This window comes from Maricaulis salignorans, assembly GCF_900103475.1.
GTDB classification, from domain to species: domain Bacteria; phylum Pseudomonadota; class Alphaproteobacteria; order Caulobacterales; family Maricaulaceae; genus Maricaulis; species Maricaulis salignorans.
This window is the reverse complement of the sequence record NZ_FNHG01000008.1, coordinates 72,578-86,080: the sequence shown is the minus strand read 5'-3', so window position 1 is coordinate 86,080 and position 13,503 is coordinate 72,578. Positions and strand designations below refer to the sequence as shown.

Below are 13,503 nucleotides of genomic sequence, written 5' to 3'. Positions count from 1 at the left end.
CGCAATTTGGGACAGAGCGGTTATTTATCAACAGCTCAAACCGTCTTGTCGTCGCGTTTTGCAACGATCCGCACCGCTTCGATCCAGGCATCGGATGCGACCGTCATCTGGGCCGGCTGGTCTTCGCGCCATTCCTTGTTATCGCTGATTTCCGCGGCCAGCCGGGCCCCGAGCTTGAGGTCCTTGATCGTCACCAGACCCTGTTCGCGCTCATCCGAGCCAATGATCACGGCTGCGACCGCGCCGCGGCGATCCGCATATTTCATCTGCTTGCCCATATTGCCATTGCCGGCAAAGGCTTCGGCGCGGAAACCGGCAGCACGCAGTTCGGACGCCATGGCGAGATAGCGTGCCGACTGATCCTTCTCCGCCGCGATCACAATCACCAGCGGACGCTCCTGCCCGGCACCCACCCGGCCGAGCGCTGCGAGCGCGGCGGCAAAGCGGCTGACACCAAAGGAGAAACCGGTCGCAGGAACGGCCTGGCCGGTGAAGCGGGCGACCAGATCATCATAGCGTCCACCGCCGCCGACCGAGCCGAACTGGATCGGCTTGCCGTCATCATAGTGCGCCGTCGCCAGCAATTCGGCCTCATAGACCGGCCCGGTGTAATAGCCCAGCCCGCGCACGACGGAGGGATCGAACACGGCGCGATTATCGCCGACACCGATGGCGGACAGAACCTTGTCGATCTCGCCCAGCGCGGCCAGACCCAGGCGGCCTGCTTCCGATTGTCCGACCAGGGGTTCGAGCCGCCCGATCACTTCGGTCCGGCTGCCACCGCTGGAATCGAGGAAGGCCAGAATCGTCTCGACGCCCTTGAGGTCGAGGCCGGCGCCCTGGGTGAAGTCGCCGGACTCATCCTTGCGTCCCGCGCCAAGCAGATCAGCGACACCGTCCCGGCCCAGCCGGTCGAGCTTGTCGGCGGCGCGCAGCACGCGCATGCGGCGCTCCGGATCGCTGGCCCCGATCGTCTCCAGCACACCGTCGAGAATGCGCCGGTCATTGACCCGGATCAGGTATTCGCCATCGGCGAGACCGACGGCGCGCATCACTTCGGCCGAGAGCGCGATCATTTCAGCGTCAGCGGCCGGTCCGGGCGCGCCAACCGTGTCGGCATCGCACTGGACGAATTGACGGAACCGGCCCGGGCCTGGTTTTTCATTGCGCCAGACATCGCCGGCCTGATAGCGGCGATAGGGCTTGTTCAGATCCTGGAAATTCTCGGCGACGAAACGGGCCAGTGGCGCGGTGTGGTCATAGCGCAGCGACAGCCATTGCCCGTCATCATCCTCGAGGGCGAACACCCCTTCATTGGGACGATCCTCGTCGGGCAGGTGCTTGCCCAGCGCATCGGCGAATTCGAAGGCCGGCGTCTGCAGGGGCTCGAATCCCCAGTCATCATAGATCCGGCTGGCCGTATCGACGAGGTGACGTTCGGCACGCAGGACCGAACCGCTGCGGTCTTCAAAACCGCGCGGGCGGCGGGCCTTGGGACGAAAGGGTTTCTTCGCGCTCATGGACGTCTCCGGCTTGATCTATTGGCGACCGGGCCCTGTAAAGCAGGCAAATGGCCGCGTGTCTGCGGTCTTCATAATCGAACCCGCCTGTGCGGGTCAGTTTTTTCACCAGTTCGGCAGTGTTTGGCGCCCCTGTTCATCGGCGGTCAAGCTGTTCCTGCTAGGGTTTCCGCTGATCGTCCGCCACTGGAAGGCCAGTCATGCGCCACATCTTGCCCGCCCTCGCCGCCACGCTCTGCCTCAGCGCCACCGCCCTGGCCGGACCGGGTGCCGATCTCGCCGAGACGGCCCGCCTTATCGCCGACCAGGCCCGGGAGCGCGCCGATTATGCGGCGGCCCGGCCATCCGCGCCGGCTGCTGGCATCGAACTTGGCGATCCGCTGCAATACGCGCTCGACCAGTTCTCCGCCGATGCGATGCGCCTGAGCCGCACCATCGATGAGGCTGGCGGTCCGATCGATCTGCGCTGTATCTTTCGCGGTATGTCCGGCGACGCCGCCAGCCGTCTGGAAGCGCTCCACGCTGCTGAGACATTCGCGGACCAGGCGCGCATTTATCGCGAGATTTCCGCACTGATGCATGATGCCGCCGAGATCGCACCGGCCGCCGATGGCGAAGCCCTGCCCGAGACAATGGGCCCGCCGGGCACCTGCCCCGCGGCGCGCGACTGACGCGGTCTAGCCTGCAGCCTCGGCCAGGGCATTAATGACAATGTCCCGCGTCAGTACCGAGGGCAGAACCCGCGCCGGTCCGCCATTGGCCGGATAGACCAGATAGAGCGGCACACCGGCCTGGCCATGCTCGGCGATCAGGGCCGCAATCTCGTCATTGCGATTGGTCCAGTCAGCCCGCATCTCGACAACGCCATAACGCTCGAACGCCTCGGCCACGGCCGGGTCGCTGAGCGCGCCGAGCTTGTTGACCTGACAGGTCACACACCAGGCCGCCGTGACATCAATGAAGATGGGCCGCCCGTCGGCACGCAATTCCGCCACGCGTTCGCGCGACCAGGCCTCTTCACCGCCCGACAGGCTGGGCGCGCTGGTCGCTGCCGGCAGGCGGGCGATCGCCAGCGTCGCGCCAAGGCCGGTCAGGAGCGAGATAATGGCGATGACCGTCCAGGCGAGGTGCTTCTGCTTGCGCGCCCAGACCGCCAGGCTCAGGGCCAGCAGGCCGATACCCAGCAGCAACAGGCCTGACGGCCCGGACTGGATCACCAGCACCCAGCTCAACCACAGCACCGAGGCAAACATGGGGAAGGCGAGGAATTGCTTGAACTGTTCCATCCAGCGGCCCGGCTTCGGCATGAAGCCCTGGAGCGCGGGGATGAAGCTGACCAGCACGAAGGGCGCCGCCAGTCCGGCCCCCATTGCGGCCGCGACGAGCAGGACAATAATCGCCGGCTGGGTCAAGGCCAGCCCCAGCGCGCCGGCGGCCAAGGGTCCGACACAAGGGGCGGCCACGATCACGGCGAGGACGCCAGTGAAGAAGGCGCCGCGCGCGCCCGGTTGCTGGCTCAGCCCGCTGCCAACGCCTTGCAGGCTGGTGCCGATCTCGAACACGCCGAGCAAATTGAGGCCGATCGCGAACAGAAGCAGGGTCAGCCCCGCGACCACGACAGGAACCTGCAGCTGGAAGCCCCAGCCAACCGGCAGGCCGAATTCCCGCAAACCGACCAGAACGGCCGCCAGGGCGACAAAGCTCAGGATGACACCCGCCAGGAAGAACAGCGCATGGCGCTGCACCCGGAGCGGGTCATCATGGGCCCCCTCGACGAATTGCAGCACCTTGATCGACAGGATCGGAAAGACGCAGGGCATCAGGTTCAGGATCAGCCCGCCGGCAAAAGCGAGCAGGAGAAGCCCGATCAGCCCCGGCGCGACCGCCGGCGCCGCAACATTGCGCGGCGCGCCGGCAGAGGCTGGCAGCACCATGTCCGGATCCGGCTCAGCCCAGATCTCGACCGCCTGTTCGCGGGCGTCCGCGCCGCTTCCCAACGTGTAGCGCAGGACACCGCCGCGCGCCGTTTCAAGCTGCGGATCGGCGCGATAGCCCCGCGTCAGGATCAGCCGCGCCAGACCATCGCCGCGCTCGGCGCGTTGTTCAGCGGCGTGCTCGATCAGGGCCCCGTCATAGGGGAAGAAAGTGAGATCATGCCAGTCCGGCGCCGCGGCGGAGAAATCACCGCCCTGCAGCTCGATCACCACCGCGGCCTCGCCAAAGCCGACCCGTGCATCCAGCCCGGCAACCGGCTCTGGTACGGAATCGAGCGCCGCCTGGATGTACCAGTAGCCGGTCTCATCGCGTTCGGACTGTTCGGCGACCGGCAGGGTCAGGGTCAGCCTGCCTTCCTCGGGGACACAGATGATCTCGCAGACCAGCCAGCTGGCATGGCCGATGATCACCAGTTCGGACGCGGCGAAATCCGCGTCCAGCTGAACCGGCAGGGGCAGCACAACCTCGTCATGATAGCCGTAGTCGAGAATGGTATCGGCGAGCGGCAATTCGATCGGCGCCGGCCACTCAAACGCGCCCATCACCACCCCGGCCGGCACCTCCCAGCGCACTTCCGGTGGCAGTCCATTATCGCCGGGATTGCGCCAATAGGTGTGCCAGCCCTCGGGCATAACCTGCAGGAAGCCCAGGTAGAATGTATCGCCCGGGGCCACCACGGCCATGTCGGAGACCAGGCTCGCTTCAACAATGGGTTCATTGCTGGCCCAGCCCGGCTGGGCCGACGCTGTGGCGGCAAAGCCCGTCAGGAGAGCGAAGGCCGTAGCGAGACTGGCAAGAAGACGCATGAATGAACCTCGAGGCTGAAGCGGAAGCAGGACGATTATCGGTGCCATATAGGCATGTTTTGTCCCGGACCGAAGCCTGATCGCGCAATGGTGATCGCAGACAAGCAAACGGCCGCGCCTTGCAGCGCGGCCGCAGCCGTCAGAATGTCATGCCAATAGCCTAGGCTTTCGGCGCAGCTGGCTCTGCTGCCTGCAGCAGTGAAACGCGGCGCATGATGCGCTCCCAGCGTTGCAGGGACATCAGATGGGCAGAGATTGCGAACAGATCGCCATTCTTGTGCATCTCGACGAGTTTCTCGGCTGGAAGATTGGAGAATTTCTCCTCGGAGACACCCCAGTATTCGGCAACCGTGATCGTCTTTTCCGGATTGTTCGGGTCGGCCACGCGCACGTTCTTCTGCTCGAACAGGTCAAGCGCGGTGAGACGTTCGACAAAGCCCTCGGTGACCTTGGCGTCATTCTCGAAGGCCGAGACGAATTCAACGGCCCGGTTGGTGTAATCGGTCGGCTCGCCGGCTTCGTCGAAGAAGGGCATGTCCGGGTCCGATTTGACGACGAAATCGGCGTCGATATCAACACAAACCGTCGATGGCTCGTTCATCGGATTGGAGGCGCTCACGAAAGGGTAGCGACGCACATAGGCAGGGACGTAATGGTCGTGGTCGAACTGGCCGTCTTTGGTGACGAAGACATTGCTGCCCTGGCGCAGGCCCATTACCAGGACCGGCATTTTCTTGTCGCCCAGGAAGATGACCGGATAGCTGCCGCTGGCCATGGAAAATTCGCCGACAATAGCGGGAACGAAATGCCAATCCTTCAGGAAGCTGAAGGGCTCGGCGATTGTTTTCACGCCATAGGACTTGTGTTTTGTGCGATTGAGCGGCTCTACATTCTTGTAAAGCGGAACCGTACCGGTCAGGCGCGGCTCGGTGGTTGGTGCGTCGGCCATTATGTAAAACCCCTTCATTGCTTTCGGCGCTAGATAGCGGATATGCCCGATGGCGGCAACGCAGCCACGCAGGGACAGAAGCATGTCGGGTCTGCAAGACAAGTGCCGGACCCCGTAACCGGGATCCGGCAGCCCGATCCGGACGGAGGCCAGCTCAGAAGCGGCGACCGAAACCGACGCCAAGCACAAGCGGGTCGATATCGACCGAGGCCGCGATGGCACCATCGATCAGGACGTCAGTATTGATGTCGATATATTTGACGTCGACATTGAGGAACCACTCGTCCTGCAAGGCGAAATCGATCCCGGCCTGGGCGGCGAGCCCGAAACTGTTGTCATAGCTGATACTGGTCAGCGCCGACCCGCCCGGCAGGTTTTCATTGAAGAAATGCGTATAGTTGACGCCCGCGCCCAGATAGGGACGCATCTGTCCGTCCGGGTTGAAATGATATTGCAGTGTCAGCGTTGGCGGCAGCAGCGTGACATCGCCCAGATCGATATCACCGGCTGAGGTGCCGACTGCCTGCACATCATGCGGGGTGACACCGAGGATGAGTTCGACGGCCCAATTGTCCTGGACGAAATAAGTGATGTCCAATTCCGGCACAATCTGGTCGGAGATATCGACATCGCCCCCGATCGCGCTGATCGTTGCGCTCTCATTGGGCATGACGTCAATCGCCCGCAAGCGGACCAGCCAGTCGCCACTCTCGGCCATTGCCGGTGATGCGACGGCCGCGAGTGTGGCGATAACCGCAGCGGAAAACACGAGACGTTTCATCAGGAAGCCCCTTCATCCATAAAAACTGTATGGCCTTTATGGAGACGTCGATGCATCGGGTGGAGTGTGCGTTTCGCCGCGCGTCAGCCTGTCGCACGACCGGGCCCGAAACACCTCTCCCCACCATTCAGCCCAGCCCGAATCGGGAATGCGGCAGCGGCGGGTGTGCTTTGCGGCGAACTGGGGTTAGATACTCGCACCATGCACGCTGATTCCACTCTCTCAGCCCTTGAGGCCGCAGAAGCGCTTTGCTCCACGCAAGGCGAACGGCTGACGCCGGTCCGTCGCCGGGTGCTTGAGCTTGTCCTGACGGCCAGCGGGCCGGTGAAGGCCTATGACCTGCTGGAAGCCCTCAAGCCGGGCCCGGGTTCGGCCAAACCGCCGACGGTGTACCGGGCGCTCGATTTCCTGATCGGCCTGGGTCTGGTGCACAAGGTGGAAGCGCTCAACGCCTTTGTCGGCTGCACCACGGTCCATACCCATTCGGATGGCTGCGCCGAGCTGTTCATCTGCACCCATTGCGGCGCGGTCGAGGAGCGTCATGGCGCTCCGGTCAGCACCCACCGTCCGGAAGGCTTCCGCATTGAGCGTTCGGTCATCGAGCATTTCGGCCATTGCAGCAAGTGCGATCACTGAGGGATTATCGGGCGATGATCGAGGTCTGGCGCGGTAATGTGAATGCCTGGGAATGCGACGAACTGGGCCATATGAATGTGAAATTCTACCTGACCAAGGCCAGCGAAGCCCTGGCCGGGCTGGCGGCGCAAAGCGGGCTGAACGAGATCCACCGCGCCGACGCCAACGCCACCCTCCTGCCGACCGCCCTGCACATCCGCTTTCTCGCCGAAGCGCATCCCGGCGCCCCACTGGTGATCGAGGCGGGCTGGACCGCGCTCAGCGAAACCGGCTGCTCGGCCGTGTTCATCATGCGCCATGGCGGCACCGGCAAACCCGCGGCCAGCTTCCGGATTGATCTGGCCCATGTCTCGCCGCGCGATGGCCGCGCCTTCCCCTGGCCGGGCCATTTTGCCGAGCGGTTGCAGAACCGGATGGTAACGGCCCCGGATTTTGCCCTGCCCCGCGGTCTGGCCGAGACGCGCTCCAGCCCGTCGGCATCCTTGCAGCGCGCCGACGCACTCGGCCTGGCCCATGTCGGTCAGGGCCGATTCACCCCGGACGAGGTGGATGTGTTCGGCCGCATGCGGACCGAAGTCCTGCTCGGCCGGATTTCCGACTCGGTGGTGAATTTCAAGGATGCCTTCCCCGAGGAGTGGGCCTTTCACCAGGGCGAGGCCGAGGGCCGGATCGGCTCGGCCCTGCTGGAATGCCGTATCTTGCCACGGCGCTGGCCGCGCGCCGGAGACGGTTATCTGGTGCGTTCGGGATTGAAGTCCTTTGGCCCGAAAGTGCGCAATCTTGTCCACTGGGTGCTCGACCCGGCGACCGGCAAGCCCTGGTGGACCATGGAGGGGATTGCCGCACCGATGGATCTCGATGCGCGCAAGATCATCGATTTGCCCGATGCAGTCCGGGCCGGGCTGGAGCAGGCCTGCATTGCCGGCATTGAGGCCTAGCAACCTGTGCCCTCATCGCCACACTCGTGGCGGATAGGCGACAAAATGACCCGCCCGGCCTTGCCCGGCCGCGGAAGCCCGGTGTAACCACCTCCTCACGGACCAACCGGCATATTGGAGCAGACCCATGAACAGAACCATCTGACCTTCGAGGGTGGCCGAACGTGCCGCCTTCGCGTGTGACCCCGCCGCGCCTGCATCCAGGCCCCGCTTCGCACGACAGCGCTGACGTTCGCCATTCACAGGTTTGATGAACTGCTTTCATGAGGACGGACCGCCCGGTCCGCTGCTGCGATGTCGATTTCCGATCCCGAAACACCCATTGTCCGCACGCTGAGCAATCTGCAAGTGCTGGGCTTTCTGCGCCGCCAATGGCTGCGCCGCCCCGTCCTGCTGGCCGGCATGGTCGGTTTCATGCTGCTGGCGACCATTGCCGAGGTCTTCATCCCGGTTGCCGCCGGGCGGCTGATCGATGCCCTCGCCGCCGGTCCGGAAACCGGCGAGCCCTGGCCGGCCTTTACGCTCTATCTGGGCACCGCGGTGACCTATTATTTCGTACGCCAGCTGGCCTCGCGCTGCGAGGTGCCCTTCTCTTCCGCCAATATGGCGGATCTGACGACGGACGCCTTTGCCAAGGTGCAGCGCTTCTCGCTGGATTGGCACGCCAATACTTTTGCCGGCTCGGTCGTGCGCAAGATCACGCGCGGGATGTGGGCCTATGACACGATCACGGTCAATATCTTCCTCGGCATTGCGCCCTCGCTCGGCGTCATGCTGGGCGTCGCCGGCGTGATGGCGGTGCGCTGGCCGCTGGTCGGCAGTGTCGTGCTGGTGGTGATGGCCGCCTTCATCGCCTCCTCCCTGATGCTCAGCCGCTATTATATCCGACCACAGAATATGCGCTCCAACGCCCTGGATTCCCAGATTGGCGGAGCTCTGGCCGATGCGGTCGGGGGTATTGCGACGGTCAAGAGTTTCGGTGCCGAAACGCGTGAGGATGAACGCTTCCACGCGCTGACCTGGCGCTGGCGCAATGAGACCAAGAAGACCTGGTTGCGCTTCGTCAATTCCTGGCTGGTCAATATCGTCACCGACCTGTCAATGCAGGCTGGCCTGGTCGGACTGCTGGTCTGGCAATGGTCGCGCGGTGCGGCGAGCGCCGGTGATGTCGTCGCGGCGCTGGCAGCCTATATGCTGGTGTCAGGCTATATGCGCCGCTTTGGTGAGCAGGTGCAGGCGATCCAGCGTTCGATGGATGAGTTGCAGGATCTCGCCGTGTTCGATCTGCAGGAGAGCACGGTGGAGGATGCCGCCGATGCCCGGGACTTCGAGCCCGGCTCCGGCGCGATCCGGTTTGACCGGGTCGGCTTCACCTATGAAGGCCAGAACCGCCCGTTATATCGAGACTTTTCCCTCGACATCCAGCCGGGCGAGAAAGTCGCTTTGGTCGGTGCGACCGGCTCGGGCAAGTCGACTTTCGTCAAGCTGGTCCAGCGTCTGTATGACGTCAATGAAGGCGCGGTCGAGATTGACGGCCAGGATGTGCGCGAGGTGGCGCAGGCGAGCTTGCGCCAGAATGTCGCCCTGGTGCCGCAGGATCCGGCGCTGTTTCACCGCACGATTGCGGAGAATATCGCCTATGGCTCACCTGATGCGAGCGAGTCGGATATCATTGCTGCGGCCCAGGCGGCGCATGCCCACTCGTTTATTACCAGCCTGCCGCAGGGCTACCGCACACTTGTGGGAGAGCGCGGGGTCAAGCTTTCGGGCGGTGAGCGCCAGCGCGTGGCGATCGCCCGCGCGATCCTGACCGATGCCCCGATCCTGATCCTGGATGAGGCAACCTCGAGTCTCGACAATGAGACCGAGCGCGATGTGAAACTGGCGATGGAAGCGGTCATGCGCGGACGCACCACGATCATCATCGCCCACCGGCTCTCGACGATCCGCGATGCCGACCGCATCCTGGTGTTCGACAAGGGCCGGATCGTCGAACAGGGCAGTCATGACGAGCTGGCCAGCAAGGATGACGGCACCTATGCGCGGCTGGCGGCGCTGGCCGCGGGGTAAGCGCCGGGGTGCGGTCATCACATCGGCTTGACTGGTGCTGCGTGGCGCGGCGTGCTTTTCTCCGCCCTGTTGTCATTTCGAGGTCGTGATGCGTTTGCTTGCCAGCCTGTTTGCCCTGTTGCTGATTGCCCCGCTTTCGATGGCGGATGAGACTTCGCCCTCGCCGTTCGAACAGGATTATGCCGCCATGACGGTGGTTGATGCAGCCCTGGCTGAAGCGCTGGCCGAGGAGAAACGTCTCCTGCTCGTTTTCGGTGCCAATTGGTGCCATGACAGCCGCGGCCTGGCGGCACATTTCCAGGATGCGGAACTCGCGGACACCCTCGCCGATCATTATGTGACGCGCTTCATCGATGTGGGCTGGCGCGACCAGAACCAGGATGTGATCCGCCGTTTTGGCGTCGCGGCGCTGTATGCCACGCCCATGGTGATGGTCATTGATCCGGCTGACGAGACCCTGCTCAATCGCGATGAGCGCGAAGCCTGGGGCCGGGCGGCCTCGACACCGGTGGAAGCGGCACGCGCCTATTTCGCGCGCTGGGCCGGCGACGTTCCGCGCGCCGGCGGGGTTGTGGAATCCTCGCTGATCTACCAGGCGATGATGATCGAGGTCGAGCTGTTCGAGGACGAAGAGGGCGACCGTCTCGCGGCGGCCTATCTCGATATCGGACGCTGGCGGGCCTTGCCCGAGGCCGAGCGCCCGGAGAATTTCATGGCACTGAATGACGAGGTCGATGAATGGCGCCGTGAGCTGCCGCGCCAGGTCGACCAGCAGCGCAGCGCCGCGCGGTCCATGGTGATCAATGCCCTCACCGAAATCGCAGGCGACGAACCGGTTTCCGCCGACACCGTCGCCGTGCTGGACCGTCAGAACCCCGATCTCAACCTCGTCTTTCAACCGCATCAAAGCGAGCGCTGGTAGTCCCGGCCCGCGGCGTCCGGGAGCCTTTCAATGCCCTCCATTCCCTATTTCGAAATCCATGCCTTCGCCGATCCGGACCAGGCGTTCAGCGGCAATCCGGCCGGCGTCTGCCTGATGGAAGCCTTTCCCGATGATCAGATCCTGAAGGGTATTGCCGCCTCCAATAATCTTTCGGAGACCGCTTTTCTGGTGCCCGCGGACGCACAGTCCTGGCAGCTGCGCTGGTTCACGCCGACGGTCGAGGTTGATCTGTGCGGACATGCGACCCTGGCGGCCGGCGCAGTGGTGCTGGAATATGATCTCGGCACGCCGGGCACGGCCCGCTTCGACACGCGCTCGGGCCGGCTTGAGGTCAAACGCGATGGCGCGGGGTTCGCGGTGGATTTGCCACTGATCGGCTACCAGCCTGCCAGCCGCGATGATGCCATCGCTTCAGCGCTCGGGATCGCAGCCGAGCCGCGCGATGTGCTGAGCGTCAACCGGATCCATGGTGCCGGCTATCAGATGTGGGTGATGGATGATGAAAGCGCCGTGCGCGATGCGCGTCCCGATCATGGCCAGCTGCGCCAGCTCGACACCAATATCATCCTGACGGCACCGGGCGAGCGGAGCGATTTCGTGTCGCGCTTCTTTGCCCCGGCCTCCGGCGTCGATGAAGACCCGGTGACCGGCTCGGCGCATTGCACACTGGCCCCCTACTGGGCCGAACGTCTCGGCAAACCCCGTATGAGCGCGCGCCAGATCGGACCGCGCCCCGGCGCGCTGGACGTGGAGATGCATGGCGGAGAAACAGAGGGCGGGCGCGTGACCCTTTATGGCCACGCGCCGCGCTATCTGGAAGGTCGCCTGTGGACCTGACTGCCGGCTGTATCAGCCGTGCTGGCTAGTGATGGCGCCGATCATTGCGCCGGTCATTGCGCCGGTCATTGCGACCGTGATGACGATGATCGCGCTGGGCTCGGCGATCGCGGTAATCGCGGCGGCTATGGCCGGCATTCAGGCCGAGCGTCGTGCCGAAGCGCAGGCCGACGGCCGTGCTCTGGCGCGGATAGTCGATAACCACATTGATATTGTAGGACGAGCCGCGACGGTCGACCGCGTAATAGCGGCCGGAACGATCCAGATAGACCGTGCCCGGTGAGGCCATCCGGCGCATGTCGACACGCTCATAGGGGTCCGGATAATAGCGCCAGGCATGGGCCGGGCAATTGATCACGCGACGGTCGCGAATATCCTCGCGGCGATCGGCGCGGCCGGTGGTATGCCGGGCGTCGATCCGGTCTTCACGCAGATCCGGGCAGGTCGCTGCATTGGCGTGCCAGGTGCCGGCACTGGCCGCGCCGGCGAAACCGGCCATGCCGATCGAGGCCAGGAGGGCAGCTGCGGCAAGTTTGGCGGCGATATTCATGACAAGTCTCCTGCGGTGGCTGATGTTCAAGCCTGCATTCGACCACATGGCATCTGAGCGCGGTTTGAATACGTCGTTCAGGCAATAGTCATCTCCATGAACGATAAACTGGCAGATCATGAGGCTTGGCCCGCGCGCAGACAGGCGCGGTAAGAGGCCAGGCGACGGGGGCAGGAGCTGCAAATTATGCGTACGGGTTTGATCGCGGCATTGGCCGCCATGATGTGTGTTGCCACGAGCCAGGCCGATGAGCCCCGCCTTGAAGGAGCCAATGCCGACGCCCTGTCCAGCCGCGATATTACGCGCTGGCTGCACCGGATCCAGAAGCCGACGCGCGGCGGCGATGTCTCGACATCCAGCTATCGCGGCACCGATACCTGCCAATGGGCCAATGATGGCGAGTGCGATGATCCAGGCATCGGCACCGGCGCCTGCGAGCAGGGCACGGATTATTCCGATTGCTGGCGCATCGCGGAGCGCGTCGAGGATGATAGCTGCCAATGGGCCAATGATGGCGAATGCGACGAGCCCGGCTTTGGCACCGGCGCCTGTACCCAGGCGACCGACCTGACCGATTGCGGCGCGGTTATCGATCTGCGCTTTCGCAATGATAGCTGCGAGACCGCCTTCGACGGGGTCTGTAACGAACCCGGCGTCGGTGATGGCCGCTGCGACGCGCGCACCGACCGCGCCGACTGTATCGGCCGTGAACGCCCGCTGACGATCAATGATCACTTTTTCGGCCGTGATGACCGCGTCTTCATGGATACGGCGGCGGCTCCGTGGAGTGCGGTTGGCCAGATCGATATGGAAGCGGGCGGTGCCTGCACGGCGACGCTGATCGCGGACGATGTCCTGATCACCGCGGCCCATTGTATCGATGATGACGGCCGCATCGACGCCCGCGCCGTTTTCACCACCGGCTATGATCGCCGCGGTGGTCCTCTGGAGGCGCGCGTCACCGACTATCTGATCGATCCGAACTGGAATGACCAACGCTTCAGCTCGACTGATGAAATTGACGGCACTGACTGGGCCCTGTTGCGGATTGACCGTGCGCTTGGTGCCGAGATTGGCCATGTCGGCGTGCGCGGCCTGGTCCAGACCGCCGGCAATAGCGGTGCCCGGGAAGCCGACCTCTACCAGGCCGGTTATAGCTGGGACACCGGTGCGCATTTGTCAGGCAATATCGGCTGCCGCATCACCGAAGTCTTCAACGACAATACCATGGCGCATAATTGCGATACCACGCGCGGCGATAGCGGCTCACCTTTCATGGTGCGCGAGGGCAATCAGTATTTCGTCATCGCGACGGATTCGAACTTCCGCTCCAATCCGGGCGGCCCGATGATCTATATTTCGGTGCGTTCGGAAGCCTGGCTGCAATATTATGACGATTTCGTCGCCGGCCGGATCGGCAATAATGGCCCGAGCCCGGCGCCCACCGGCAAGCCATTGAAATAGGCCGGCATCGGGGC

General features: G+C 64.0%; 12 protein-coding genes. 7 read left to right on the top strand and 5 right to left on the bottom strand.

What is annotated here, in order from left to right:
* Window positions 1-35: 35 nt before the first annotated feature.
* Entirely contained in the window at window positions 36-1,520 is a 1,485-nt protein-coding gene (gene hisS, locus BLT42_RS08215; RefSeq protein WP_091769631.1) for a histidine--tRNA ligase, read from the bottom strand.
* A 200-nt stretch (window positions 1,521-1,720) separates the two neighbouring features.
* Between hisS and BLT42_RS08210 the strand changes: the two genes are divergently transcribed.
* Window positions 1,721-2,191, top strand: a complete 471-nt coding sequence (locus BLT42_RS08210; protein WP_091769629.1) for a hypothetical protein — start codon at window positions 1,721-1,723, stop codon at window positions 2,189-2,191.
* Between the two features lie 6 nt (window positions 2,192-2,197).
* On the opposite strand, the gene BLT42_RS08205 is transcribed toward BLT42_RS08210, so the two are convergent.
* The 3 genes from BLT42_RS08205 to BLT42_RS08195 all read right to left on the bottom strand — a co-directional run bounded on the left by BLT42_RS08205 (window position 2,198) and on the right by BLT42_RS08195 (window position 6,051).
* Window positions 2,198-4,321, bottom strand: coding sequence for a protein-disulfide reductase DsbD family protein (locus tag BLT42_RS08205; RefSeq protein ID WP_176780300.1), 2,124 nt, complete (start codon window positions 4,319-4,321; stop codon window positions 2,198-2,200).
* 160 nt (window positions 4,322-4,481) lie between these two features.
* Complete coding sequence (locus tag BLT42_RS08200; protein WP_176780299.1) at window positions 4,482-5,270, bottom strand: SapC family protein; 789 nt, start codon at window positions 5,268-5,270, stop codon at window positions 4,482-4,484.
* 154 nt (window positions 5,271-5,424) lie between these two features.
* A complete protein-coding gene (locus tag BLT42_RS08195; protein WP_091769623.1) occupies window positions 5,425-6,051 on the bottom strand; it encodes an OmpW/AlkL family protein in 627 nt (208 codons plus the stop codon).
* Window positions 6,052-6,252: 201 nt separating this feature from the next.
* On the opposite strand from BLT42_RS08195, the gene BLT42_RS08190 reads away from it, so the two are divergent.
* The 5 genes from BLT42_RS08190 (at window position 6,253) to BLT42_RS08170 (ending at window position 11,475) form a co-directional block, all read left to right on the top strand.
* The gene (locus BLT42_RS08190) at window positions 6,253-6,687 is read left to right on the top strand and encodes a transcriptional repressor (protein ID WP_091769621.1); all 435 of its coding nucleotides are present in this window, start codon (window positions 6,253-6,255) and stop codon (window positions 6,685-6,687) included.
* A gap of 14 nt (window positions 6,688-6,701) precedes the next feature.
* Window positions 6,702-7,625, top strand: coding sequence for a thioesterase family protein (locus BLT42_RS08185; RefSeq protein ID WP_091769619.1), 924 nt, complete (start codon window positions 6,702-6,704; stop codon window positions 7,623-7,625).
* Window positions 7,626-7,919: 294 nt separating this feature from the next.
* Window positions 7,920-9,695 (top strand): ABC transporter ATP-binding protein, encoded by a 1,776-nt coding sequence (locus tag BLT42_RS08180; RefSeq protein WP_091769617.1) that lies wholly within the window; start codon window positions 7,920-7,922, stop codon window positions 9,693-9,695.
* Between the two features lie 88 nt (window positions 9,696-9,783).
* Window positions 9,784-10,617 carry a thioredoxin family protein gene (locus BLT42_RS08175; RefSeq protein WP_091769615.1) on the top strand — a complete coding sequence of 278 codons (834 nt, stop codon included), beginning with the start codon at window positions 9,784-9,786 and terminating at the stop codon, window positions 10,615-10,617.
* 30 nt (window positions 10,618-10,647) lie between these two features.
* Window positions 10,648-11,475: a PhzF family phenazine biosynthesis protein gene (locus BLT42_RS08170; protein ID WP_091769613.1), complete on the top strand. Its 828-nt coding sequence runs from the start codon at window positions 10,648-10,650 to the stop codon at window positions 11,473-11,475.
* Window positions 11,476-11,500: 25 nt separating this feature from the next.
* On the opposite strand, the gene BLT42_RS08165 is transcribed toward BLT42_RS08170, so the two are convergent.
* Window positions 11,501-12,025 (bottom strand): hypothetical protein, encoded by a 525-nt coding sequence (locus BLT42_RS08165; protein WP_091769611.1) that lies wholly within the window; start codon window positions 12,023-12,025, stop codon window positions 11,501-11,503.
* Between the two features lie 186 nt (window positions 12,026-12,211).
* On the opposite strand from BLT42_RS08165, the gene BLT42_RS08160 reads away from it, so the two are divergent.
* Window positions 12,212-13,489, top strand: a complete 1,278-nt coding sequence (locus BLT42_RS08160) for a trypsin-like serine peptidase (RefSeq protein ID WP_091769609.1) — start codon at window positions 12,212-12,214, stop codon at window positions 13,487-13,489.
* The last annotated feature ends 14 nt before the right edge of the window (window positions 13,490-13,503 follow it).

What these genes read in the sequence shown, in the direction of transcription:
- BLT42_RS08195 (WP_091769623.1), bottom strand. Translation starts at nt 6,051, where the DNA reads ATGAAACGTCTCGTGTTTTCCGCTGCGGTTATCGCCACACTCGCGGCC.
- BLT42_RS08170 (WP_091769613.1), top strand. Translation starts at nt 10,648, where the DNA reads ATGCCCTCCATTCCCTATTTCGAAATCCATGCCTTCGCCGATCCGGAC.
- BLT42_RS08210 (WP_091769629.1), top strand. Translation starts at nt 1,721, where the DNA reads ATGCGCCACATCTTGCCCGCCCTCGCCGCCACGCTCTGCCTCAGCGCC.
- BLT42_RS08160 (WP_091769609.1), top strand. Translation starts at nt 12,212, where the DNA reads ATGCGTACGGGTTTGATCGCGGCATTGGCCGCCATGATGTGTGTTGCC.
- BLT42_RS08175 (WP_091769615.1), top strand. Translation starts at nt 9,784, where the DNA reads ATGCGTTTGCTTGCCAGCCTGTTTGCCCTGTTGCTGATTGCCCCGCTT.
- BLT42_RS08180 (WP_091769617.1), top strand. Translation starts at nt 7,920, where the DNA reads ATGTCGATTTCCGATCCCGAAACACCCATTGTCCGCACGCTGAGCAAT.
- BLT42_RS08190 (WP_091769621.1), top strand. Translation starts at nt 6,253, where the DNA reads ATGCACGCTGATTCCACTCTCTCAGCCCTTGAGGCCGCAGAAGCGCTT.
- hisS (WP_091769631.1), bottom strand. Translation starts at nt 1,520, where the DNA reads ATGAGCGCGAAGAAACCCTTTCGTCCCAAGGCCCGCCGCCCGCGCGGT.
- BLT42_RS08205 (WP_176780300.1), bottom strand. Translation starts at nt 4,321, where the DNA reads ATGCGTCTTCTTGCCAGTCTCGCTACGGCCTTCGCTCTCCTGACGGGC.
- BLT42_RS08185 (WP_091769619.1), top strand. Translation starts at nt 6,702, where the DNA reads ATGATCGAGGTCTGGCGCGGTAATGTGAATGCCTGGGAATGCGACGAA.
- BLT42_RS08200 (WP_176780299.1), bottom strand. Translation starts at nt 5,270, where the DNA reads ATGGCCGACGCACCAACCACCGAGCCGCGCCTGACCGGTACGGTTCCG.
- BLT42_RS08165 (WP_091769611.1), bottom strand. Translation starts at nt 12,025, where the DNA reads ATGAATATCGCCGCCAAACTTGCCGCAGCTGCCCTCCTGGCCTCGATC.